This window comes from Teichococcus wenyumeiae (genome assembly GCF_003696345.1).
Lineage (GTDB): Bacteria > Pseudomonadota > Alphaproteobacteria > Acetobacterales > Acetobacteraceae > Pseudoroseomonas > Pseudoroseomonas wenyumeiae.
This window is the reverse complement of sequence record NZ_RFLX01000001.1, coordinates 581,741-603,495: the sequence shown is the minus strand read 5'-3', so window position 1 is coordinate 603,495 and position 21,755 is coordinate 581,741. Positions and strand designations below refer to the sequence as shown.

The following is a 21,755-nucleotide window of genomic DNA, read 5'->3' as shown; positions in this document are numbered from 1 at the left end:
CTAGGGGGAAGTCGGGCCTCGCATGGCCCGGACCCGCATGTCTGTCCTTCGCCGGACGCCATTCCCGCGTCCGACGCCCTCCCCGAGTTCCTGCTCATGTCCCTGCGCGACGCCCTCGACCGGCTGCCGGAGACGCGCTGGCCGCGCCTCTGCCTGTGCCTGCTCTGCCTGCTGCTCTGGCTGCCCGGCTTCTTCACCCTGCCCCCGGGCGACCGCGACGAAAGCCGCTTCGCCCAGGCCAGCCGGCAGATGGTGGAAAGCGGCGACTACGTCCGCATCCGCTATGGCGAGGAAGACCGCAACAAGAAGCCGGTGGGCATCCACTGGGCGCAATCGGCCTCCGTCCATGTGGCCGAGGCCTTGGGCATCGGCAGCCGCGACCAGATCTGGCCCTACCGCGTGCCCTCGCTGCTGGGCGCCCTGCTGGGGGTGCTGGCCACCTTCCACTGGGGCCGGGCGCTGGTGGGGCGGCGGGCCGCCTTCCTGGGCGCGGCTATGCTGGCCTCCTGCCTGGTGCTGGTGGTCGAGACGCATATCGCCAAGACCGATGCCGCGCTCTTTGCAACCGTCGCCGCCGCCATGGGGCTGCTGGGGCGGGCCTATCTGACGCCGGGCCATTTCTCGGCGCGGCAGGCGGCGGGCTTCTGGCTGGTCCTCGGCCTTTCCATCCTGCTGAAGGGGCCGATCGGGCCCATGGTGGTGGCGCTGGCGGTGGTGACGCTCTGCATCGCCGACCGCGCCGGGCGCTGGCTGCGGGTGCTGCGCCCCGCCTGGGGCATTCCCCTGACCCTGCTGGTGGTGCTGCCCTGGTTCGTGGCCATCGGCATCGCCACCGAGGGCCGCTTCTTCGCGGAAGCCGTGGGCGGCGACATGCTGGCCAAGGTCAATTCGGGCGAGGAAGCCCACTGGGGCCCGCCCGGCTACTACATCCTCACCTTCCTGATCGCCGCCTTCCCCGCCGCCTTCCTGGTGCTGCGGGGGCTGCCGGGCGCCTGGCGGGACCGGATGCATCCCGGCACGCGCTTCCTGCTGGCCTGGATCATCCCCTCCTGGCTCGTCTTCGAGGCCGTGGCGACCAAGCTTCCCCACTACAGCCTGCCCATGTACCCGCCACTGATGCTCCTGGGCGCCGCCTGGGCCATGGACCCGCTGCGCCGCCCCGCGCCCGCCTGGCTGCGCTGGATCGGCATCTTCGCCCTGGTGCTGGGCGCGGCCGGCCTCAGCATCGCCAGCGCCCTGCTGCCGTATCTCGCCGACCGCCGCATCGACCTCGTGGCGCTGCTGGGCCTCCCCGCCGCCGCGCTGTTCCTGTGGGTGGTGCTGGGGGAGATCCGGCGCGGCAGGCCGGCCCGGGCCGGGCTGGCGGCGGCGGTGCTGGCCATCCCGCTCTATGCCGTGGCGCTGGAAGGCGTGCTGCCGCGCCTGACCGCCCCCTGGGTCGGCCCGCGCGTCGCCGCCCTGCTGGCCGAGCGCGCGCCCGGCCTGCCGCCGGCGCAATTCGGCGTCGCCGGCTACCACGAACCCTCCCAGATGTTCGCCACCGGCACCGGCACCGTGCTGCTGCGCAACGGCACGGCGGCGGCCGCGTTCCTGGCGGAAGCCCCCGGCCGCTACGCCGCGGTGGGCGACCGTGACCTCGCGGCCTTCCAGGCCGAGGCGCAGCGCCGGGGGCTGACGGCACAGGAGGAGGGCTCGGTGGAAGGCTACAACTACACGCGCGGGCGGCACATCGTGCTGCGGCTCTTCCGGGCCGCCGCGCCGTGATCGAATGGGTCACGGGCGTGGTGGAAAGCGCCGGCCTGCCTGGCGTCTTCGCCCTGATGTTCCTGGAGAACCTCTTTCCGCCTATCCCCTCCGAGCTGATCATGCCGCTCGCCGGCTTCGTGGCGGCGGAAGGCGGCATGTCGCTGGTGCTGGCCATCATCTGCGGCACCGCCGGCAGCGTGGTCGGCAACGGCGTCTGGTACGAGGTTGCGCGGCGCATCGGCAGCACGCGCATCCGCCGTCTGGTGGGGCGCTACGGCCGCTGGCTGGCCGTCTCCACCGAGGACCTGGACAAGGCCGAGGACAAGCTGCGCCGCCACGGCCCGGTGGCGCTCTTCTTCGGCCGGCTGCTGCCGGCGGTGCGGACGCTGATCTCCATCCCCGCCGGCCTCGCCGGCATCCCGCGCGCCGTCTTCTACCTCTGGACCCTGGTAGGCTCGGCGCTCTGGGTCACGGTGCTGACCGTGGCGGGCTACCTGCTGCGGGACCAGTACAAGAAGGTCGAAGGCGCCATCGAGCCGCTGAGCTACGTGGTGCTGGCCGGGCTGATCGGCGCCTATCTCTGGCACGTTGTGCGGGCGCGGCGGCGGGCGTGAAGGCCAAGGGGCGCTGCCCCTTGGAACCCCGCCGGGGTGGTTGAACCACCCCGGACCCCGACATTCACGGCTTTGACGACCGGGTCACGCCGGAGGTCATGGACCTCCGGCGACTTCCGCCTCAGCCCATGTGGCCCTTTGAAAATGAATGCGGGGGCCTGGGGGAACTCAGTTCCCCCAGCGGGGTGGGTCCGGGAGGGGCAGAGCCCCTCCTGGCCTTAGATCTCCGCCCGCAGCGCTTCCAGCGCCACCATCATCCGCTCCAGCATCGTGTCGATCTCGGCCTCCGAGATGATCAGCGGCGGAGAGATGGCGGCGCTTTCGTTCACCAGCACGCGCATCATCACGCCATGCTCCTGCCCCAGCGCCTGCCAGCGGGTGCCCAGCTTGCGGGCGGGGTCGAAGGTGGCGCGGCTGGCCTTGTCGGGGCTGAGCTGGATGGCGCCGATCATGCCGACGCCACGCACCTCGCCCACCAGCGGATGGTCCGCGAAGCGCTCGCGCATCGCGCGCTGGAGGTAGGCGCCGCGCTCCGCCACCAGCTTCGGCATATCTATCTCGTCATAGATCTTCAGCGTCTCGATCGCGACGGCGGCGGGGACCGGGTGGCCGGAGTAAGTAAAGCCGTGGGCCCAGGTGCCGGCCTTGTCCGAACCCTCGGCGATGCCCTGGTAGAGCCGGTCGCTGATCATCACCGCCGAGATCGGCAGGAAGGCCGAGGACAATTGCTTGGCGCAGGTCAGGATATCAGGCTGGATATTGAAGGTCTGGCAGCCCCAGTAGCTGCCGGTGCGGCCGAAGCCGCAGATCACCTCATCCGCCACGAAGAGCACGTCGTGCTTCCGCAGCACGGCCTGCACCTTCTCGTAATAGGTGGCGGGCGGGATGATGACACCGCCGGCGCCCATCACGGGTTCGGCGAAGAAGGCGGCGACGGTGTCGGGGCCTTCGCGCAGGATCAGGTCCTCCAGTTCCTGCGCCAAGCGGGTAGCGAAGGCTTCCTCGCTCTCGCCCGGCTGCGCATAGCCGTAGTGGTGCGGCGTGGAGACATGGTGGAAGCCGGCGATGGGCAGGTCGAACATGGCATGGTTCGCCGGCTGGCCGGTGACGGAGCCGGAGGCCACCGTGATGCCGTGGTAGCCGCGAACACGGCCGATGATCTTCTTCTTCGCCGGGCGTCCGATGGCGTTGTTGAAGAACCAGATCATCTTGATGGCGCTGTCATTCGCCTCGGAACCCGAATTGGCGAAGAACACTTTTGAGAATGGCTTGCCGCCGGAGGAAAGCGGGGCGCGCCCGATCAGCATCTCCGACAGGTCGATCAGCGGGTCGTGGCTGCGCGCGCCGAAGGCGTGGTAGAAAGGCAGCTTCTGCATCTGCCGGTAGGCGGCATCGGCCAGCCGCTGGTTGGCGAAGCCCAGCGAGGCGCACCACAGCCCGGCCACGGATTCGATGTAGTCGCGGCCCGCGTCGTCGAAGACCCGGATGCCCTCGCCCCGCTGGATGATCAGCGGGCCGCTCTCCCGGAAGGCCTTGTGGTTGGTATAGGGATGCAGGGCGTATTCGATGTCCCGCGCGGCGGCGGAATTGAAACGCGGGGCATCATCGGGCGGGGTCATAGCGGCGATCCTTCGCTGGCCATGGCCAGTCTGCGCCGAACGGCGCGATGCCGGAAGATGCCGTGACACCGGGTTTGCATGCGTGAAATCCTGCTGGACGAAACATCCGTCTCAACCGTCTCGCCCACCGGGCCGGGGGCGCGGTCTTGAACCTTGCCTGATGTTGCGGATGCAGACAGGCTCGTGACCTTCCCTGGAAGGTGCCGGCATGACCAGTGACATCCATGACGAGGCAAGGCACGCGGCCATCGGCCGCCGCGCGATGCTGCTGGGCGCGGCGGGCGGCATCCTGCTGGCGGGCGGTGCCCCGGCCCGCATCGCCGCCGCCGCCAATGGCCTGCTGCGCGTCGGCTTGGTGAATTTCCCGCCGAATATCCGCCCGCTGGAGAATACCGGCTCCTCCCAGGCGGCGGTGAAGATGATGATCTACCGCAGCCTGCTCTCCTACGACCATGCCGGCCAGTTGCGGAACGAGATGGCGGAACTGTGGGAGGCGGAAAGCCCCAGCGCCTACCGCTTCCGCCTGCGCCCCGGCCTGCGCTTCCATGACGGCGAGCCCGTCACGGCCGAGGATGTGCGCTTCACACTGACAGAAATCCTGGCGGAGAATTCCACCGCCTACATGAAGCCCTTCCTCTCCGTGGTGGAGAAGGTGGAGGTGCTGGGGCCGCTGGAAGGGCGCATCCTGCTGAAGGAGCCTTCCATCCCCTTCCCGCACCTGATGGCCAGCTACCACGCGCCCATCCTGTCGGCGAAGAAGGGGCAGGTGAACGGCCTGCCCGCCGGCACCGGCCCCTTCAAACTCGCGGCCATCGAGCGTGGTTCCGCCATCGAGGTCGAGCGTTTCGAGGGCTTCTACAAGCCCGGCCTGCCCAAGGTCGCCCGCATCCGCTTCCAGGGCTACACGGACGAGAACCTGCGCGTCTCCGCCCTTCAGGCCGGCGATGTCGATGTGATCGAGGGCGTGCCCTGGCAGAGCATGGCGGCCATCGACAGCAATCCCCGGCTGAAGATGGAAAGCACGGTCGGGCCCTTCATGAACCTGCTGTTCAATACCCGCACCGGCCCCTTCACCGATGCGCGGGTGCGCCGCGCCGTCGCCTATGCCATCAAGCGGGACGAGGTGGTGCGCGCCGCCCATTACGGTCGCGGCACGCCGCTCTTCGGCCTGCCCTACCCGGCGCCCTATGACGACCTGCCGAGCGCCGGCATCTTCTCCTACGACCCCGCGCGGGCAAGGCAGCTGTTGCAGGAAGCCGGCATCGGCAACGGCTTCGCGGCCACGCTGCTGGCGACCTCCAGCCCCACGCTGCACCAGTCCACGGCGGAAGTGATCCAGCAGAACCTGAAGGAGATCGGCATCGAGGTCACGCTGCGCCTGCCGGAATGGGGCACGCGCGTCACCATGGGCAACCGGGGCCAGTACGACTTCGCCGTCTTCGGCACCGTCGCCGCCTGGCCGGACCCTGACGCGCTGTCGGTCTATCTCAGCGGCAGCAATGCCTATACCCGCTCCCACGGCTTCAGCAGCGAGAAGATCGACGCCCTGCTGCAGGCCGGCCGCCAGGAAGCCGACCCCGCGAAGCGCCGCGCCATCTATGACGAGTTGCAGAAGCAGGCGGCGGAGGAATGCCCCATCGTCTGGCTGACGCTGCGCTCACAGGCCTTCGCCATGCAGGTGGCCGTACAGGGCTTCCGCAACCTGCCCGGCAGCCTGACCTTCTATGCACCGGTCACGCTGGAAGAAACCTCCGTCAGCTGAGGCCCCCCATGCGCCGCTACCGCAAGCATGACTACCCCGTCTCCCAGATCCGCCGCCTGCTGGAGCCGGGGCCCATCGTGCTGGTCAGCAGCGCCTGGAAAGGCCGGCGCAATGTCATGACCATGGGCTGGCATACCGTGATGGAATTCACGCCATCCCTGGTTGGCTGCGTCATCGCCGCCGGCAACCACAGCTTCGAGATGATCCGCCGCTCCCGCCAATGCGTCATCAACATCCCGGAGGTGGAGATGGCCGAGGTGGTGACGCGCATCGGCAACTGCTCCGGCGCCGAGGTGGACAAGTTCGCCGAATTCAACCTGACGGCGGAAGCGGCGGCACAGGTGGAGGCACCATTGATCGCCGAATGCCACAGCAGCCTGGAATGCCGGCTGCACGACGCCTCGCTGGTGGGCAAATACAACTTCTTCATCTGGGAAGTGGTGCAGGCGCATGTGGCCCGCACGCCGAAGCGCCCGCGCACCATCCATTACCGCGGCGAAGGCTCCTTCATGGTCTCGGGCGAAAGCCTCAGCCTGAAGCGGCTGTTCCGGCCGGAGTATCTGTAAGCCAGGAAAGGCTGGGGAATGAATTCCCCAGACCCCTTCTTTCTTTTTTCGGGTTTCAGGGCGCGCCCGGCGGCAACCATGGCCCGGAGTGTTTCATGTGAAATCATCCCCTCCCCGCCCCGCACTCATACTCGAAGAAAGAAGATGGGGGTCCGGGGGAATTCCTTCCCCCGGCCTTACGGCCAGCCGACACCCCCGGTCTCGCCATAGATCTGCCCCGTGGTGTAGCTGGAGGAAGCCGCCGCCAGTTCCACATAGACCGAGGCGAGTTCCACCGGCTGCCCCGGCCGCTTCATCGGCGTGGCACTGCCGAAGGTCTTGAGCCCTTCCTCCGTCTGGCCGCCGGAGACCTGCAGCGGCGTCCAGAAAGGCCCGGGCGCGACGCCGTTGACGCGGATACCCTTGTCGATCACCTGCTTCGCCAGCCCGCGCACGAAGATCATGATCGCGCCCTTGGTGCAGGCATAATCCAGGATCTGCGGCCCCGGCGTCTGCGCATTGATGGAACTGGTACAGATGATGGACGAGCCGGGCGGCAACTGCGGCAGCGCCGCCTTCACGATCCAGAACATGGCATAGACATTCGTCTTCATGGTCTGGTCGAGCTGCTCGGTCGAGATCTCCATGATGGAGGTCTGCGCGTGCTGGTAGGCGGCATTGCTGACCAGGATGTCGAGCCCGCCCAGGTCCCGCATCGCCTGCTGCATCATGCTGTTGCAGAAGTTCTCGTCGCGGATATCGCCGGGGATCAGCACCGCCTTGCGGCCAGCCTGGCGGATCAACTCCGCCACCTCCCGCGCATCGGGTTCCTCGCTGGGGTAGTAGTTGATGGCGACATCGGCGCCCTCGCGCGCATAGGCGATGGCGGCGGCGCGGCCGATGCCGGAATCGCCGCCGGTGATCAGCGCCTTGCGTCCCGCCAGGCGGCCGGAGCCCTTGTAGCTCGTCTCGCCGCAATCCGGCACCGGCGTCATCTTGGATTGCAGGCCGGGCCAGGGCTGGGACTGCACCTGGAAGGGCGGCTTCGGGTAGCGGTCCTGCGGATTGGCCAGCGGCGGCGGCGCGGCTGGCGCGTTCTGGGCCAGGGCTGGCGTGGCCATGGCGGAGGCGATGCCGCCGGCGGCCATGCCGCGGACCATGTCGCGGCGGGAAGTGGAGGAATCATCAGCCATCGGGCGGCTCCGCGCTGTTGCAGGTGCAGAGCCTGAACCACCGAGAGGCCGATGGGTTGACGCGCGGCTGGCCTCGCCCGCCCGCCGCGCTGGGGCGCGCCACGCCGATGTGAAGCCCCGCCCCCGGGGATGGGCTCCCGAGGGCAGGCGCGCTTCAGCCGACGCGGTTCTCGATCAGCTCCTCCACCACGGTCGGATCGGCGAGGGTCGAGGTATCGCCCAGCGCCTCCGTCTCGTTGGCGGCGATCTTGCGCAGGATGCGGCGCATGATCTTGCCCGAGCGGGTCTTGGGCAGGCCCGGCGCCCATTGGATGGCGTCGGGGGAGGCGATCGGCCCGATCTCCCGCCGCACCCAGGCCACCAACTCCTTCTTCAGCGCGTCCGAAGGTTCCTCGCCGGCATTGAGCGTGACATAGGCGTAGATGCCCTGGCCCTTGATGTCATGCGGCATGCCGACCACGGCGGCCTCGGCCACCTTGGGGTGGGCCACCAGCGCGCTCTCGATCTCGGCGGTGCCCATGCGGTGGCCGGAGACGTTCAGCACGTCATCAACGCGGCCGGTGATCCAGTAGTAGCCATCCGCGTCCCGCCGCGCGCCGTCGCCCGAGAAATACTTGCCGGGGAAGGTGGCGAAGTAGGTCTGGATGAAGCGCTCGTGGTCCTTGTAGACGGTGCGCATCTGGCCCGGCCAGGAATCCAGGATCACGAGGTTGCCCTCGGCCTCGCCTTCCAGCAGCTTGCCCTCGCCATCTACCAGCCCGGCCTGCACGCCCGGCAGCGGCAGGGTGGCGGAGCCCGGCTTCAGCACGGTGGCGCCCGGCAGCGGCGTGATGACATGGCCGCCGGTCTCGGTCTGCCACCAGGTATCCACGATGGGGCAGCGCTCCTCGCCCACCACGCGGTAGTACCAGAGCCAGGCTTCCGGGTTGATCGGCTCGCCGACGGTGCCGAGGATGCGCAGCGACTTGCGCGAGGTCTTCTTCACCGGCGCGTCGCCGTCGCGCATCAGGGCGCGGATGGCCGTGGGCGCGGTGTAGAAGATATTGACCTTGTGCTTGTCCACCACCTGCCAGAAGCGGCTGTTGTCGGGGTAGTTGGGCACGCCCTCGAACATCAGGCTGGTGGCGCCATTGGCCAGCGGGCCATAGACGATGTAGCTGTGGCCGGTGACCCAGCCGACATCGGCGGTGCACCAGTAGATCTCGCCCTCGCGGTAGTCGAAGACATACTGGTGGGTATAGCTGGCCCAGACCATGTAGCCGCCGGTGGTGTGCAGCACGCCCTTCGGCTTGCCGGTGGAGCCCGAGGTATAGAGGATGAAGAGCGGGTCTTCCGCGTTCATCGGCTCCGGCTCGCAGTTGCGCGGCGCGGCTTCCGTGATCTCGTGGTACCAGAGGTCGCGGCCCTCCTGCATCGGCACCTCGCCGCCGGTGTTCCTCACCACGATGACGTTCTTCACGCCCGGGGCGGATTTCAGCGCCTCGTCGGCATTGGTCTTGAGCGCCACCTTGCGGCCGCCGCGGCGGCCCTCGTCGGCGGTGATCAGCAGCGTGCTCTCACAATCCACCAAACGGCTGGCGAGGCTGTCGGGGGAGAAGCCGCCGAAGACCACCGAATGCACCGCGCCGATGCGCGCGCAGGCCAGCATGGCCACGGCGGATTCGATGATCATGGGCAGGTAGAGGGTGACACGGTCGCCCTTCTTCACGCCCAGCGCCTTCATGGCATTGGCCAGGCGGCAGACGCGGGCATGCAGGTCGCGGTAGGTGACCTTGGCGTCGGAATTCGGGTCGTCGCCTTCCCAGATCAGCGCCACCTGGTCCCCACGCTTCTCCAGGTGCCGGTCGAGGCAGGAGACAGAGGCATTCAGCACGCCGTCCTCGAACCACTTGATCTGGACATCGCCCTCGAAGGAGGTGTTCTTGATCCGGGTCGGCGGCTTCATCCAGGCAATGCGCTGGGCTTCCTTTTTCCAGAAGCCATCCGGGTCGCGCGCCGCCTCTTCGGTCATGGCCTGGAAGCGGGCGGCATCCACCCAGGTGCCCTTGGCGATCTCCGGCTTGACCGGGATCCGGGTGTCGTCCGTCATGCTGCGCCCTCCTCAGACGTCGTGTCTTTGGCCTCTATTGGGCCAATGCACCCCCATCGCCGTCAAGAGACGGCGCCGGGGGCAGTCTTATGCGACGTGATCGCAAATAGTTGCGGCATTTGGCAAAAATATATCCTGTGCCCGAGACACCCGTCCCCCCTACTCCTGCACGGACCACGGCCTAGAATCAGCTTCAACACGAGTGTTTTGACCGGATTCGCGCCGAACCGGACGCGTAACAGGAAACCGCCAAGAATGTCGCCGCTCCCAAGCCCCGCACCACTTGCCCGCCATGCCATGGCTTATGTGCTGGCTGGTGGCCGCGGTACCCGCCTCATGGAACTCACGGAACGCCGCGTGAAGCCGGCGGTCTTCTTTGGCGCCAAGTCCCGCATCATCGACTTCGCGCTCTCCAACGCCATCAATTCCGGCATCCGGCGCATCGGCGTCGCCACGCAGTACAAGGCGCATAGCCTGATCCGCCACATGCAGCGCGGCTGGAGCTTCATGCGCGCCGAGCGCAACGAGAGCTTCGACATCCTGCCCGCCAGCCAGCGGGTGGAAGAGGCCGGCTGGTATTCCGGCACGGCGGACGCGGTCTACCAGAACCTCGACATCATCGAGTCCTACGGCCCGCGCCACATGGTCATCCTGGCTGGCGACCACGTGTACAAGATGGACTACGAGCTGATGCTGCAGCAGCACGAGAATTCGGGCGCCGACGTCACCGTCGGCTGCATCGAGGTGCCGCGCATGGAGGCCACCGGCTTCGGCGTCATGCATGTGGATGCCGAGGACCGCATCACCGCCTTCCTGGAGAAGCCGGCCGACCCGCCGGGCATGCCGGACAAGCCCGAGATGGCGCTGGCCAGCATGGGCATCTATGTCTTCAACACCGAGTTCCTGGCGCGCGAGCTGCGCCGCGATGCCGCTGACCCGAACTCCTCCCACGACTTCGGCAAGGACCTGGTGCCCTATATCGTGCAGCACGGCCGCGCCGTAGCGCACCGCTTCACCGATTCCTGCGTCACCTCGGGCGTCGAGGAGGAAGCCTATTGGCGCGATGTCGGCACCGTGGACGCCTATTGGCAGGCCAATATCGACCTGACCGACGTGGTGCCCTCGCTCAACCTCTATGACCGCGACTGGCCGATCTGGACCTATAGCGAACTGACGCCCCCGGCCAAGTTCGTCTTCGACGACGAAGGGCGGCGCGGCATGGCGGTGGATTCGCTGGTCTCGGGCGGCTGCATCATCTCCGGCTCGCATGTCGCGCGCTCGGTGCTGGCGCACAACATCCGGGTGCATTCCTTCTGCGACATCCAGGGCGCGGTGCTGCTGCCCGGCGTCATCGTCAACCGCCATGCCCGGCTGAAGAACGTGGTGGTGGACAGCGGCGTGAAGCTGCCCGAGGGGCTGGTGGTGGGCGAGGACCCGGAGGAGGATGCCCGCCGCTTCCGCCGCTCCGCCAAGGGCGTTACCCTGATCACCCAGCCGATGATCGATGCCCTGACCGCATGAGCCTTTCTGTTCTGTCCGTCGCCTCGGAACTCTTCCCGCTGATCAAGACCGGCGGGCTGGCCGATGTGGCGGGCGCCCTGCCCGGCGCGCTGGCGGCGCAGGGCATCGCCACCCGCAGCCTGATCCCCGGCTACCCGCGCGTGCTGCGGGCACTGGAAGCGGCGGAGCCGGTGCTGGACCTCGGCCCCCTCTTCGGCGGGCCGGCGCGGCTGCTAGCCGCCACCGCCGCCGGGCTGGACCTGCTGGTGCTGGACGCGCCGCATCTCTTCGACCGCGACGGCGGCCCCTATGCCGGCCTGGATGGCCAGGACTGGCCGGACAACCCGCAACGCTTCGCGGCGCTGGCGCAGGTGGCGGCGCGGCTGGGCCAGGGCGCCCTGCCCGGCTTCCTGCCGGATGTCATCCATGCGCATGACTGGCAGGCCGGGCTGGTGCCCGCCTATGTGCATTACTGGGAAGGGCGGAAGCCCGGCACGATCTTCACCGTCCATAACCTGGCCTTCCAGGGCCAGTGCGACGCCTCCCTGCTGGCCGAGTTGTCGCTGCCGCCGCAGGCCTATTCCATCCATGGCGTCGAGTATTACGGCGCCATCGGCTTCCTGAAGGCCGGGCTGAAGCTGGCCGACCGCATCACCACCGTCTCCCCCACCTATGCCGCCGAGATCCGCACGCGGGAAGGCGGCATGGGCCTCGACGGGCTGCTGCGGGACCGGGCCGGGGCGCTTTCCGGCATCCTCAACGGCATCGACACCGATGTCTGGGACCCGGCCAACGATCCCGCCCTGCCCGCCCCCTACACGGCCGAGACCCTGCATGCGCGGGAGGCCAGCCGCCGCGCCCTGCGCGCCCGCCTCGGCCTGCACGAGGGGCGGGAGGCGCCGCTGCTCGGCATCGTCAGCCGCCTGTCCTGGCAGAAGGGCATGGATGCGGTGCTGGAGGCGCTGCCCGCCCTGCTCGGCCACGGCATGCAACTGGCGGTGCTGGGCGCCGGCGACCGTGGGCTGGAGGAGGGTTTCGAACGCGCGGCGGCCGCCCATCAGGGCCGCGTCGGGCTGCATCTCGGCTATAACGAGGGGCTGGCGCATCTGATCCAGGGCGGCTGCGATGCGCTGCTGGTGCCCTCCCGTTTCGAGCCCTGCGGCCTGACCCAGCTTTGCGCCCTGCGCTATGGCGCGCTGCCGGTGGTGGCCCGCGTCGGCGGGCTGGCCGATACCGTGATCGATGCCAATGAGATGGCGCTGGCCGCCGGCGTCGGCACCGGCATCCAGTTCTCCCATGCCTCGCGCGATGCGCTGGAGGCGGCGCTGGCGCGGCTTGCCGCCCTGTGGCAGGACCGCCCGGCCTGGGAGAAGGTGCAGCGCAACGGCATGGCCACCGATGTCAGCTGGGCGCGCCCGGCGCGGCATTATGCCGCCCTTTACCGCGCCGTGGCGCCAGGCCGGGTGCCGCGGGTGTGAGCCCGCGGTTCTCGCCATAGTCTGGACACGCGCCGATTGCAGGTTGATGAAAATATCTCCCTGCTCCGACTGAGAGGACATGGCTGCGTGACTGATAACGGCATGACGATGGAAGCCGAGGCCGAAATGCTTCGCCAGGACATCCTGTCCAAGCTGGCTTATCAGGTTGGCGCCAGGGCGGAGCGGGCCAGCCCGCGCGACTGGTTCCTGGCCGCCACCCTGGCCACCCGCGACCGGATCGTGGACCGCTGGCGCACCTCCGCCGACGAGGTGGTGGCGCAGGGCCACAAGCAGGTCTGCTACCTGTCCATGGAATTCCTGATCGGCCGGCTGCTGTCGGACGCGCTGGGCAACATGGGCCTGACGGAGCCGATGCGGCTGGCGCTGGACGGGCTCGGCGTGGACCTCGAAGCCGTCTTCGCGCAGGAGCCGGACGCGGCGCTGGGCAATGGCGGCCTGGGGCGGCTGGCGGCCTGCTTCATGGAAAGCATGGCCTCCATCGGCATTCCCGCCACCGGCTACGGCATCCGCTACGAGAACGGGCTGTTCCGCCAGCTCATCCAGGACGGCCGCCAGCTGGAAGTGCCGGAGGACTGGCTCTCCCTCGGCAATCCCTGGGAATTCGAGCGTTCCAGCCTCACCTACGATATCGGCTTCGGCGGCACCGTGACCCAGGACGACGGCGGCCGCATGGTCTGGCACCCGGGCGAGGTGGTGCGCGCCATCGCCTACGACACCCCGGTGGTCGGCTGGCGTGGCCACTGGGTGAACACGCTGCGCCTCTGGTCCGCCCGCGCCACCGACCCGCTGCACCTCGATGCCTTCAACAGCGGCGACCATATCGGCGCCCAGATCTCCCGCGTGAAGGCCGAGGCCATCTCCCGCGTGCTCTACCCGGGCGATGAAAGCCCGGCGGGGCAGGAGTTGCGGCTGCGGCAGGAGTATTTCTTCGCCAGCGCCTCCCTGCAGGACCTGATCCGGCGGCACCTGCGGCTGCATGGCGACCTCCTGACCCTGCCCGAGAAATTCTCCGTCCAGCTCAACGACACCCACCCCGCCATCGGCGTGGCGGAGCTGATGCGGCTGCTGGTGGATGTGCATGGCATGGACTGGGACGTGGCCTGGGAGATCAGCCGCGCCACCTTCTCCTACACCAACCACACCCTGATGCCGGAGGCGCTGGAAAGCTGGGCCGTTCCCATGATGGAACGGATGCTGCCGCGCAACATGCAGATCATCTACCTGATCAATGCCCGGCACCTGGAGCAGGCGCGCGCCGGCGGCGCCGGGGATGCGCTGCTCTCCGCCGTCTCGCTGATCGACGAGCAGCACGGGCGGCGGGTGCGGATGGGGCACCTGGCCTTTGTTGGCTCCCACAAGATCAATGGCGTCTCAGCGCTGCATACCGCGCTGATGAAGACCACCGTCTTCGCCGAGCTGGACCGCGTCTGCCCCGGCCGCATCACCAACAAGACCAACGGCATCACCTTCCGCCGCTGGCTGATGCGCGCCAATGCGCCGCTGACGAAGCTGATCGTGGATACCATCGGCCCGCAGGTGCTGGACGATACGGACCGGCTGGCCGACCTCGCCGCCTATGCCCGCGACGCCGCCTTCCAGGAAGCCTTCGCCGCCCAGCGCCGCACCGCCAAGGAAGCCCTGGCGAAGATGGTGCGGGAGCGTACCGGCGTGGTGCTGGACCCGGCGGCGCTCTTCGACGTGCAGATCAAGCGCATCCATGAATACAAGCGCCAGCTGCTGAACATCCTGCACACCGTGGCGCTGTACAACTCGATGCGCGCGCAGCCCACGGGCAACTGGGTGCCGCGCGCCAAGATCTTCGCCGGCAAGGCCGCGCCCAGCTACCACCAGGCCAAGCTGATCATCCGCCTGGCCAATGACGTGGCCAAGGTCATCAACCACGACCCCACGGTGCGCAACCTGCTGCGGGTGGCCTTCATCCCCAACTACAACGTCACGGCGGCCGAGAGCATCATCCCCGCCGCCGACCTGTCCGAGCAGATCTCCACCGCCGGCCTCGAAGCCTCCGGCACCGGCAACATGAAGCTGGCCCTGAACGGCGCCCTGACCATCGGCACGCTGGATGGCGCCAATATCGAGATCAGCGAGCGCGTCGGGCTGGAGAACATCTTCATCTTCGGCCTGAAGGCCAGCGAGGCCGGGCCGCTGCGGCGCGACGGCTACGACGCCCGCGCGGCCCTGGCCGCCTCGGACGAGCTGCGCGGCGTGCTGGACGCCATCGCCTCCGGCGTCTTCTCGCCCGAGGAACCGGACCGTTACCGCGGGCTGGTGGAAGGGCTGCTGGCGCATGACAACTTCCTCGTCACCGCCGATTTCGACAGCTATGTCGCCAGCCAGCGCCAGGTGGCGCAGCGCTGGGGCAGGCCAGCGGAATGGTGGCGCAGCGCGGTGCTGAACACGGCCAATGTCGGCTGGTTCTCCTCCGACCGCACCATCCGTGAATACGCGGATGAGATCTGGGACCTGCCGGTGCGCTGAGCGTCGGCAAGGCCGGGGGAATTCATTCCCCCAGCCTTCACCACCCCGCGTCTTCAGGCACCCAGACGGTGCCTTCGGCATCCACCTCCGCCGCCACCGCCTCCAGGCTGTCGCCGATGCAGGGGCCGTGGGTGCAGAAGCCGTCCTCGATGCGGAACCACGCATTATGCAGGGCGCAGACGATTAGGCTGCGCTGGTGGTTCAGGAAGCGGCCGGGAATGACGTCCAGCGACACGCCGATATGCGGGCAGGAATTGACATAGACGAAGACCGTCCGCCCCTGGCGGATGGCGAAGAGGGCGCCGAAGCCGCGCGCCTGCCCGTCTGGAATATCCTCCAGCCGGCACAGGGCGCGGGGGGTCACGCCTCCCGCCATTCCCCCATGCGGCAGAGCAGCGCCCAGTGCTCGTCAGAGATGGGCATCACCGAGAGGCGGGACTGCCGCACCAGGGCGATGCCATCCAGCCCCGGCTCCGCCTTGATGGCGGCGAGGCCGACGGGCTTCGGCATCGGGCCCACGGCGCGCATGTCCACGCAGGCCCAGCGGCCGGTTTCCTCCGTGGGGTCGGGGTAGGCGGCGCGGGCCACCTCCACCACGCCGACGATCTCCTTGCCCACGTTGGAGTGGTAGAAGAAGGCGCGGTCGCCCACCGCCATGCTCCGCAGGAACTTGGCGGCCTGGGCATTGCGCACGCCGGTCCAGGGCTCGACGCCATTCTCCACCTGCTGCTGCCAGGAGAAGGCGTCGGGCTCGGACTTCACCAGCCAATAGGCCATGGGTGGGCCTTCAGCCGACGCGGGCGCCGTCCTTGAAGACGGAGCGGAAGGGGCGGATGGTGACCGTCTCGAATAGGCCGGCCTTGGCATAGGGGTCGCCGGCGGCCAGGGCCTCGGCGGCGGCCTGGTCGGCCACATCCACCAGCAGCAGGCTGCCGCAGGGCTTGCCCTCGGCATCCAGCACCGGGCCACCCTGGACGATGACTTCTGCCTGGCCGTCGAGATATTCCAGATGCGTCGGCCGCGTGGCCAGCCGCAGTTCCAGCGCGCCGGGCTTGTCCTGGCAATTGATGGCGAAGAGCATGGACGCGGTTCCTCCTGCGGGTTTCGTGCCTTCTGCCTGGACTACCGCCGCCAGGGCCGCGCTTCAATGCCCGGCGGTGCCCTCGATGCCGCGCAACACGGGGTTACGCGCCAGGCCGTTTCCGCGCCCCCCTGTTCTGGACTAGGTTGCCGGCGTGACCGCGCCCCCTGCCCCCGCTTCCAGCACCGCCGCCACCCAGCCCCCCGCACCGCGCCCCGCCGCGCGCGGGGGCAGCCTTCACCGCTTCGCCAATCCCGGCCGCTTCCTGCGGCTTTCGGGAAAGGTCATGCCATGGCTCTGGGGGCTCTCGGCGCTGGTGCTGGCGGTGGGCATTCCCTGGGCCCTTGTCGCCTCCCCGCCCGACTGGCAGCAGGGGGAGACGGTGCGCATCATGTATGTGCATGTGCCGATGGCCTGGCTGGCCATGGCGGGATACGCCTCGCTGGCTGTGGCCTCCGCCACCGCGCTGATCTGGCGCCACCCGCTGGCGGACCTCTTCGCGCGCGAGCTTTCGCCGGTGGGGGCCGCCGTCACGGCGCTCTGCCTCGCCACCGGCAGCCTCTGGGGCCGGCCGATGTGGGGCACCTGGTGGGTCTGGGACGCACGGCTGACCTCGGTGCTGGTGCTCTTCTTCCTCTGGGTCGGCCATGCCGCCCTGGTGCGCGCCTTTGACGAGGACGAGCGCGGCGCCCGCGCCGGCGCCATCCTGGCGCTGATCGGCGCGGTGAACCTGCCGGTGGTGAAATTCTCGGTGGATTTCTTCAACACGCTGCACCAGCCGGCCTCGGTGGCGCGGCTGGGGGCGCCGGGGCTGCATGTGGACCTGCTCTACCCGCTGCTGGCCTGCGCCCTGGGCTTCACCCTGCTCTTCGCCTCGCTGGTGCTGGGGCGGACACGGGCGGCGGTGATGGAAAAGCGCATCCGCCAGTTGCAGCTGGCCCAGGCGCGGCGGCGGGACAGCGAGGCGGCATGAGCGCGCATTGGTATTACGTGGCCGCGGCCTGGGGGCTGGCGGCGGTGTTGTTCCTGGTGCTGCTCGCCACCACCTTGCGGCGGCAGGCCCAGGCCCGGCGCCGGCTGGCCGCGCTGGAAACCCGCCGCCCCCGCGCCGCCGGCCAGGACCAGCGCACCAGCCGTGCCCAGGAGATCGCGTCATGAGCCTGTCCTCCCGCAAGAGGCGCCGCATGTGGATGCTGCTGCTGGGCGGCCTTGGCATCGGCAGCGCCACGGCGCTGGCCATGACGGCCTTCCAGGACAACCTGGTCTTCTTCCTGGCGCCCAGCGAGATCGCGGCCAGGCATCCCGGCCCGGAACGCGCCTTCCGGCTCGGCGGGCTGGTGGAGGCGGGCAGTGTGCAGAAATCCGTCTCGCCGGAAGGGCGGCCGGAGGCACGCTTCGTGGTGACGGATGGCCCGGCCCAGGTGCCGGTGGTCTATGTCGGCGTGCTGCCGGACCTGTTCCGGGAAGGCCAGGGCGTGGTGACCATGGGCAAGCTGGGCGCCGACGGCACCTTCCGCGCCAGCGAGGTCCTGGCCCGGCATGACGAGACCTACATGCCCCCCGAGGTGGCCGATGCCCTGAAGCGCACTGGCCACTGGGAGCCGGAGAAGGGCGCCCCGCCCCCGGCCGCTTCCTGGAACACCCTGAACCCCAAGGCGGAGACCACGGGCGGATGATGGCCGAACTCGGGCATTTCGCGCTGGCGCTGGCCATGGCGCTGGCGCTGGCCCTTTCGGTGCTGCCGCTCTGGGGTGCCGCGCGGGGCGATGGACGGCTGATGGCCGCTGCCCCGCCGCTGGCCCTGGGCCTGCTGGTGAGCACCGCCGCCGCCTTCGGCGCGCTGCTCTATGTTTTCGCGGTGAACGACACCAGCGTGGCGGGCGTGGTGCAGAACAGTCATTCCGCCAAGCCCATGCTCTACAAGCTGGCTGGCGCCTGGGGCAACCACGAGGGCTCGATGGTCCTCTGGGTGCTGATCCTGGCGCTCTGCTCCGGCGCGGTGGCGGGCTTCGGCCGCGGGTTGCCGACGGCGCTGAAGGCGCGGGTGCTGGCGGTGCTGGGGCTGGTGGCCAGCGGCTTCCTGGCCTTCATCCTGGCCACCTCCAACCCCTTCAACCGCGTCTGGCCGCCGGCGCCGGATGGCAACGGGCTGAACCCGGTGCTGCAGGACCCCGGCCTCGCCTTCCATCCGCCGCTGCTCTACCTCGGCTATGTTGGCTTCGCCGTCACCTTCGCCTTCGCCGTGGCGGCGCTGCTGGAAGGCCGCGTGGATGCCGCCTGGGGCCGCTGGGTGCGCCCCTGGGCCCTGGCGGCCTGGAGCTTCCTGACGCTGGGCATCGCGCTGGGCTCCTGGTGGGCCTATTACGAACTGGGCTGGGGTGGCTACTGGTTCTGGGACCCCGTCGAGAACGCCTCCCTCCTCCCCTGGCTGGCGGGCACGGCCCTGCTGCACTCGGCCATCGTGGTCGAGAAGCGCGAGGCCCTGAAGATCTGGACCGTGCTGCTGGCGCTGCTGGCCTTCGCCATGTCGCTGCTGGGCACCTTCCTGGTCCGCTCCGGCGTGCTGAATTCCGTCCACGCCTTCGCCAATGACCCGGAGCGCGGCGTCTTCATCCTCTGCCTGCTGGGCCTCTATATCGGCGGCGCCTTCGCGCTCTTTGCCTGGCGCGCGCCGGCCATGGCGCCCACCGGCGTCTTCGCCCCGCTGTCCCGCGAAGGCGGGCTGGTGCTGAACAACCTGCTGCTCTGCTCCATGGCGGCGGTGGTGCTGACCGGCACCCTCTGGCCGATGTTCGCCGACCTGCTCTTCCAACAGAAGATCTCGGTGGGCCCGCCCTTCTTCAACACCGCCATGCTGCCGCTCTCGGTGCCGCTGGTGATGGCCATGGCCGCAGGGCCCATGCTGCCCTGGAAGCGGGCGCAGCTCTGGCCGGTGCTGCAGCGCCTCTGGTGGGCGGCGGTGCTGGCGGCGCTGGGTTTTGCCCTTTGCCTCGCCTTCAATGGCGTGCGGGTCGGGCCGGCGCTGGGCTTCACCGCCGCCATCTGGCTGATCGCCGGCGCGGCGGCGGATATCATCGACCGCATCGCCCTCTTCCGCCGCCCCTCCGCCGCCCTGGCCCGCGCCCGTGGGCTGCCGCGCGCCGCCTGGGGCGCCGCCATCGCCCATGCGGGCCTCGGCGTCTCCATCCTGGGCATGGCCGGCATGGGCCTGGCCACCGACAAGCTGGTGGCGCTGCCCCCCGGCGGCTCCACCACCCTTGCCGGCTATGAATGGCGGCTGGATGGCGTGGCCGACGTGATCGGCCCCAACTGGACCGCCCGCCACGCCACCGTCACCGTGCTGCGGGACGGCGCCGTGGTCACCGTGATGCACCCAGAGCGCCGCTTCTTCCCCCTGGCGCGCCAGACCACCACCGAGGCCGCCATCCACACCACCATGGCCTCCGACCTCTACCTCGTGCTGGGCGAGGAGGAAGGCGGCCGTGCCGTGCTGCGCATCCACCACAACCCGCTGGCGCCCTGGATCTGGCTGGGCGCCGCCATCATGGCGCTGGGCGGCGGCATCTCGCTAAGCGACCGCCGCATCCGCGTCGCCGCCCCTGGCCGCAAACGCGCCGCCACCGCGAGAGTCCCGGCATGAGCGAGAACACCGCCACCCCCGGCAGGAGCCTGGGCCGCCGCCGCGCCCTGATGCTGGCGCCGCTGGGCCTCGCCGTCGCCGGCGGCGCCGGCTTCTATGCCATGCTGCGCGGCCTCGGCACCGGCAGCTACGACCCGCGCGGCGTGCCCTCCGCCCTGCTGGGCAAGCCCGCCCCCGCCTTCGCCCTGCCACCGCTGGCCGAAAGCGGCCTGCCCGCCCTGTCCAACACCGACCTCGCCGACCTGCCCGCGCCCGTGCTGGTGAATTTCTGGGCCAGTTGGTGCGTGCCCTGCATCGTGGAACACCCGCAGCTGATGCGCCTGTCGCGCGACGGCGTGGCGGTCTTCGGCGTCAACTACAAGGACAAGGCCGGGGATGCCGCCGCCTTCCTCACCCGCCATGGCAACCCTTTCCGCCGCCTGGGCCGGGACGAACCTGGCCGCGCCGCCATCGACTGGGGCGTCTATGGCGTGCCGGAGACCTATCTGCTGGATCGCAAGGGCATCATCCGCTGGCGCTGGCCCGGCCCGGTGACGCCGGAGGTGCTGGACCAGGACCTCCGCCCCCTGCTGAGGCGCCACGCCTGATGCGCCGCCACGCCCTCCTCGCCCTGCCTCTGATGCTGGGCCTGCTGGCCGGCCCCGCCCTCGGCGTCGGCCTGCCCTCCGAGATGCTGCCGGACCCGGCGCAGGAACAGCGCGCCCGGAGCATCGGGCACGAGCTGCGCTGCATGGTCTGCCAGAACCAGTCGATCGAGGAGAGCGAGGCCGACCTCGCCCGCGACCTCCGCCGCATCGTGCGGGAGCGCGTAGCCGCCGGCGACAGCGACAGCCAGGTCGTCTCCTACCTGCACGACCGCTACGGCGACTTCGTGCTGCTGCGCCCGCCCTTCACCTTCGCCACCGCCGCGCTCTGGGGCGCGCCCTTCATCGCGCTCGGCGGCGGGCTGCTGGCCATTCTGCTGCTGCGCCGCCGCCGCATCGACCCCGTGGCCGCCGCGCCGTTGTCCGCCGAGGAGCAGGCCCGCCTCGCCGCGCTGGAGGATGGCGCCGCCCGATGATCTGGCTGTTGTTCCTGGCCCTGGCCGCGCTGGCCCTGGCGCCGCTCGGCCTCGCCCTGCTGCGCCCGCCCCGCCCGCAAGGCCGGCGGGAGGCCGACCTCGCCCTCTACCAGGCCCAACTGGCCGAGCTGGCGCGCGACCACGCTGCCGGCCGCCTGGACGAGGCCGCCTTCACCGCCGCCCGCACCGAGGTGCAGCGCCGCCTGCTGGCCGCGCCCGCCGAGCCGGCGCCGCCCACCAACCCGCGCAGCGCCGCGCTGCTGGCGGCCGGGCTCTTCCTGATCCCCGCCGGCGGCATCGCGCTCTACCTGTGGCACGGCGCCCCGGATGTCCCCGCCGCCCCTTATGTCGAGCGCGCCGCCGCCGCAGCGCGGGACGACGCGCTGCTGGCGCAGCTCCGCAGCCGCATCGAGAGCGTGCCGCCGCAGAGCGAGGGCGCCCGCCAGGGCTGGCTGCTGCTGGGCAATGCCGAGCGCGGGCGCGGCCGGATGGATGCCGCCGCCGAAGCCTTCTCCCGTGCCCTGGCCATCCGCTTCGACGCCGGGGTGGCGGCGGAGCTGGCGGAACTGCAGATCGGCCGGGGCGAGATGGAAGCCGCCGCCACCATCATCACGGAGGCGATGCGCCAGGATGCGCGGGACCCGCGCCTGCGCTTCCTGTCCGGCCTGCTGGAAGCCCGCGCCGGCCGGCCGCAGAACGCCCGCGCCACCTGGCAGGCCCTGCTGGCCGATACGCCGCCCGAAGCGCCGTGGCGGCCGTTCCTGGAACGCGAGTTGCAGAACCTGCCCTGAAGCGGCCAGCCAGGGCTGGGGGCGCTGCCCCCAGGCCCCAGCAGGGGTGGTGAGACCACCCCGGACCCCGCTGGGTTTTTCCCCGCCCTTTGGGCCCAGGTGCCCGCCTTCCGCGCC

At 69.8% G+C, this 21,755-nt stretch carries 20 protein-coding genes; 14 read left to right on the top strand and 6 right to left on the bottom strand.

Annotated features, from left to right (window positions below; all coding sequences use genetic code 11):
• Window positions 1-96 precede the first annotated feature (96 nt).
• Both EBE87_RS02750 and EBE87_RS02745 read left to right on the top strand, forming a co-directional pair.
• A complete protein-coding gene (locus tag EBE87_RS02750) occupies window positions 97-1,764 on the top strand; it encodes an ArnT family glycosyltransferase (protein ID WP_233560017.1) in 1,668 nt (555 codons plus the stop codon).
• Window positions 1,761-2,360: a DedA family protein gene (locus EBE87_RS02745; RefSeq protein ID WP_120639078.1), complete on the top strand. Its 600-nt coding sequence runs from the start codon at window positions 1,761-1,763 to the stop codon at window positions 2,358-2,360. Before EBE87_RS02750 ends, EBE87_RS02745 begins: the two co-directional genes overlap by 4 nt.
• Window positions 2,361-2,578: 218 nt before the next feature.
• On the opposite strand, the gene EBE87_RS02740 is transcribed toward EBE87_RS02745, so the two are convergent.
• Window positions 2,579-3,979, bottom strand: coding sequence for an aminotransferase (locus EBE87_RS02740; protein ID WP_120639079.1), 1,401 nt, complete (start codon window positions 3,977-3,979; stop codon window positions 2,579-2,581).
• Window positions 3,980-4,187: 208 nt separating this feature from the next.
• On the opposite strand from EBE87_RS02740, the gene EBE87_RS02735 reads away from it, so the two are divergent.
• Both EBE87_RS02735 and EBE87_RS02730 read left to right on the top strand, forming a co-directional pair.
• Window positions 4,188-5,741, top strand: a complete 1,554-nt coding sequence (locus EBE87_RS02735; RefSeq protein WP_120639080.1) for an ABC transporter substrate-binding protein — start codon at window positions 4,188-4,190, stop codon at window positions 5,739-5,741.
• An 8-nt stretch (window positions 5,742-5,749) separates the two neighbouring features.
• Window positions 5,750-6,307 (top strand): flavin reductase family protein, encoded by a 558-nt coding sequence (locus tag EBE87_RS02730; protein ID WP_120639081.1) that lies wholly within the window; start codon window positions 5,750-5,752, stop codon window positions 6,305-6,307.
• A 176-nt stretch (window positions 6,308-6,483) separates the two neighbouring features.
• Here the strand turns inward: EBE87_RS02730 and EBE87_RS02725 are convergent, their stop codons facing one another.
• Window positions 6,484-7,479: an SDR family oxidoreductase gene (locus tag EBE87_RS02725; RefSeq protein WP_120639082.1), complete on the bottom strand. Its 996-nt coding sequence runs from the start codon at window positions 7,477-7,479 to the stop codon at window positions 6,484-6,486.
• Between the two features lie 154 nt (window positions 7,480-7,633).
• Window positions 7,634-9,568, bottom strand: coding sequence for an acetate--CoA ligase (acs, locus tag EBE87_RS02720; RefSeq protein WP_120639083.1), 1,935 nt, complete (start codon window positions 9,566-9,568; stop codon window positions 7,634-7,636).
• Between the two features lie 255 nt (window positions 9,569-9,823).
• On the opposite strand from acs, the gene glgC reads away from it, so the two are divergent.
• From glgC to EBE87_RS02705, 3 genes are all read left to right on the top strand, one after another.
• Window positions 9,824-11,089 carry a glucose-1-phosphate adenylyltransferase gene (glgC, locus tag EBE87_RS02715; protein ID WP_120639084.1) on the top strand — a complete coding sequence of 422 codons (1,266 nt, stop codon included), beginning with the start codon at window positions 9,824-9,826 and terminating at the stop codon, window positions 11,087-11,089.
• Window positions 11,086-12,546, top strand: a complete 1,461-nt coding sequence (glgA, locus tag EBE87_RS02710) for a glycogen synthase GlgA (protein WP_120639085.1) — start codon at window positions 11,086-11,088, stop codon at window positions 12,544-12,546. The genes glgC and glgA overlap by 4 nt, the downstream gene beginning before the upstream one ends.
• An 87-nt stretch (window positions 12,547-12,633) precedes the next feature.
• Window positions 12,634-15,066, top strand: a complete 2,433-nt coding sequence (locus EBE87_RS02705) for a glycogen/starch/alpha-glucan phosphorylase (RefSeq protein WP_456316283.1) — start codon at window positions 12,634-12,636, stop codon at window positions 15,064-15,066.
• Between the two features lie 37 nt (window positions 15,067-15,103).
• Here EBE87_RS02705 and EBE87_RS02700 read toward each other — a convergent pair whose 3' ends face one another.
• The 3 genes from EBE87_RS02700 to EBE87_RS02690 are packed head-to-tail and all read right to left on the bottom strand — an operon-like array spanning window position 15,104 to window position 16,147.
• Window positions 15,104-15,430: a Rieske (2Fe-2S) protein gene (locus EBE87_RS02700; RefSeq protein WP_233553283.1), complete on the bottom strand. Its 327-nt coding sequence runs from the start codon at window positions 15,428-15,430 to the stop codon at window positions 15,104-15,106.
• Window positions 15,427-15,843, bottom strand: coding sequence for an EVE domain-containing protein (locus EBE87_RS02695; RefSeq protein WP_120639088.1), 417 nt, complete (start codon window positions 15,841-15,843; stop codon window positions 15,427-15,429). Before EBE87_RS02695 ends, EBE87_RS02700 begins: the two co-directional genes overlap by 4 nt.
• Before the next feature lie 10 nt (window positions 15,844-15,853).
• Entirely contained in the window at window positions 15,854-16,147 is a 294-nt protein-coding gene (locus tag EBE87_RS02690; RefSeq protein WP_120639089.1) for a YciI family protein, read from the bottom strand.
• Window positions 16,148-16,301: 154 nt separating this feature from the next.
• Between EBE87_RS02690 and EBE87_RS02685 the strand changes: the two genes are divergently transcribed.
• The 7 genes from EBE87_RS02685 to ccmI are packed head-to-tail and all read left to right on the top strand — an operon-like array spanning window position 16,302 to window position 21,638.
• A complete protein-coding gene (locus tag EBE87_RS02685) occupies window positions 16,302-17,120 on the top strand; it encodes a heme ABC transporter permease (RefSeq protein ID WP_199707503.1) in 819 nt (272 codons plus the stop codon).
• Window positions 17,117-17,305, top strand: coding sequence for a heme exporter protein CcmD (gene ccmD / locus EBE87_RS02680; protein WP_120639090.1), 189 nt, complete (start codon window positions 17,117-17,119; stop codon window positions 17,303-17,305). The genes EBE87_RS02685 and ccmD overlap by 4 nt, the downstream gene beginning before the upstream one ends.
• Window positions 17,302-17,823 (top strand): cytochrome c maturation protein CcmE, encoded by a 522-nt coding sequence (ccmE, locus tag EBE87_RS02675; protein ID WP_120639091.1) that lies wholly within the window; start codon window positions 17,302-17,304, stop codon window positions 17,821-17,823. The genes ccmD and ccmE overlap by 4 nt, the downstream gene beginning before the upstream one ends.
• On the top strand, window positions 17,820-19,787 hold the full coding sequence (locus EBE87_RS02670) for a heme lyase CcmF/NrfE family subunit (RefSeq protein WP_120639092.1): 1,968 nt from the start codon (window positions 17,820-17,822) through the stop codon (window positions 19,785-19,787). The genes ccmE and EBE87_RS02670 overlap by 4 nt, the downstream gene beginning before the upstream one ends.
• Window positions 19,784-20,374, top strand: coding sequence for a DsbE family thiol:disulfide interchange protein (locus EBE87_RS02665; RefSeq protein WP_120639093.1), 591 nt, complete (start codon window positions 19,784-19,786; stop codon window positions 20,372-20,374). Before EBE87_RS02670 ends, EBE87_RS02665 begins: the two co-directional genes overlap by 4 nt.
• A complete protein-coding gene (locus tag EBE87_RS02660) occupies window positions 20,374-20,847 on the top strand; it encodes a cytochrome c-type biogenesis protein (protein WP_120639094.1) in 474 nt (157 codons plus the stop codon). Before EBE87_RS02665 ends, EBE87_RS02660 begins: the two co-directional genes overlap by 1 nt.
• The gene (gene ccmI / locus EBE87_RS02655; RefSeq protein WP_122139860.1) at window positions 20,844-21,638 is read left to right on the top strand and encodes a c-type cytochrome biogenesis protein CcmI; all 795 of its coding nucleotides are present in this window, start codon (window positions 20,844-20,846) and stop codon (window positions 21,636-21,638) included. Before EBE87_RS02660 ends, ccmI begins: the two co-directional genes overlap by 4 nt.
• Window positions 21,639-21,755 lie beyond the last annotated feature (117 nt).

Excerpts from the sequence above, each read along its gene's own strand:
- EBE87_RS02750 (WP_233560017.1), top strand. The coding sequence starts at position 97 with ATGTCCCTGCGCGACGCCCTCGACCGGCTGCCGGAGACGCGCTGGCCG.
- ccmI (WP_122139860.1), top strand. The coding sequence starts at position 20,844 with ATGATCTGGCTGTTGTTCCTGGCCCTGGCCGCGCTGGCCCTGGCGCCG.
- glgA (WP_120639085.1), top strand. The coding sequence starts at position 11,086 with ATGAGCCTTTCTGTTCTGTCCGTCGCCTCGGAACTCTTCCCGCTGATC.
- ccmE (WP_120639091.1), top strand. The coding sequence starts at position 17,302 with ATGAGCCTGTCCTCCCGCAAGAGGCGCCGCATGTGGATGCTGCTGCTG.
- EBE87_RS02665 (WP_120639093.1), top strand. The coding sequence starts at position 19,784 with ATGAGCGAGAACACCGCCACCCCCGGCAGGAGCCTGGGCCGCCGCCGC.
- acs (WP_120639083.1), bottom strand. The coding sequence starts at position 9,568 with ATGACGGACGACACCCGGATCCCGGTCAAGCCGGAGATCGCCAAGGGC.
- EBE87_RS02735 (WP_120639080.1), top strand. The coding sequence starts at position 4,188 with ATGACCAGTGACATCCATGACGAGGCAAGGCACGCGGCCATCGGCCGC.
- EBE87_RS02660 (WP_120639094.1), top strand. The coding sequence starts at position 20,374 with ATGCGCCGCCACGCCCTCCTCGCCCTGCCTCTGATGCTGGGCCTGCTG.
- EBE87_RS02670 (WP_120639092.1), top strand. The coding sequence starts at position 17,820 with ATGATGGCCGAACTCGGGCATTTCGCGCTGGCGCTGGCCATGGCGCTG.
- EBE87_RS02730 (WP_120639081.1), top strand. The coding sequence starts at position 5,750 with ATGCGCCGCTACCGCAAGCATGACTACCCCGTCTCCCAGATCCGCCGC.
- EBE87_RS02695 (WP_120639088.1), bottom strand. The coding sequence starts at position 15,843 with ATGGCCTATTGGCTGGTGAAGTCCGAGCCCGACGCCTTCTCCTGGCAG.
- EBE87_RS02690 (WP_120639089.1), bottom strand. The coding sequence starts at position 16,147 with ATGCTCTTCGCCATCAATTGCCAGGACAAGCCCGGCGCGCTGGAACTG.
- EBE87_RS02725 (WP_120639082.1), bottom strand. The coding sequence starts at position 7,479 with ATGGCTGATGATTCCTCCACTTCCCGCCGCGACATGGTCCGCGGCATG.
- glgC (WP_120639084.1), top strand. The coding sequence starts at position 9,824 with ATGTCGCCGCTCCCAAGCCCCGCACCACTTGCCCGCCATGCCATGGCT.
- EBE87_RS02740 (WP_120639079.1), bottom strand. The coding sequence starts at position 3,979 with ATGACCCCGCCCGATGATGCCCCGCGTTTCAATTCCGCCGCCGCGCGG.
- ccmD (WP_120639090.1), top strand. The coding sequence starts at position 17,117 with ATGAGCGCGCATTGGTATTACGTGGCCGCGGCCTGGGGGCTGGCGGCG.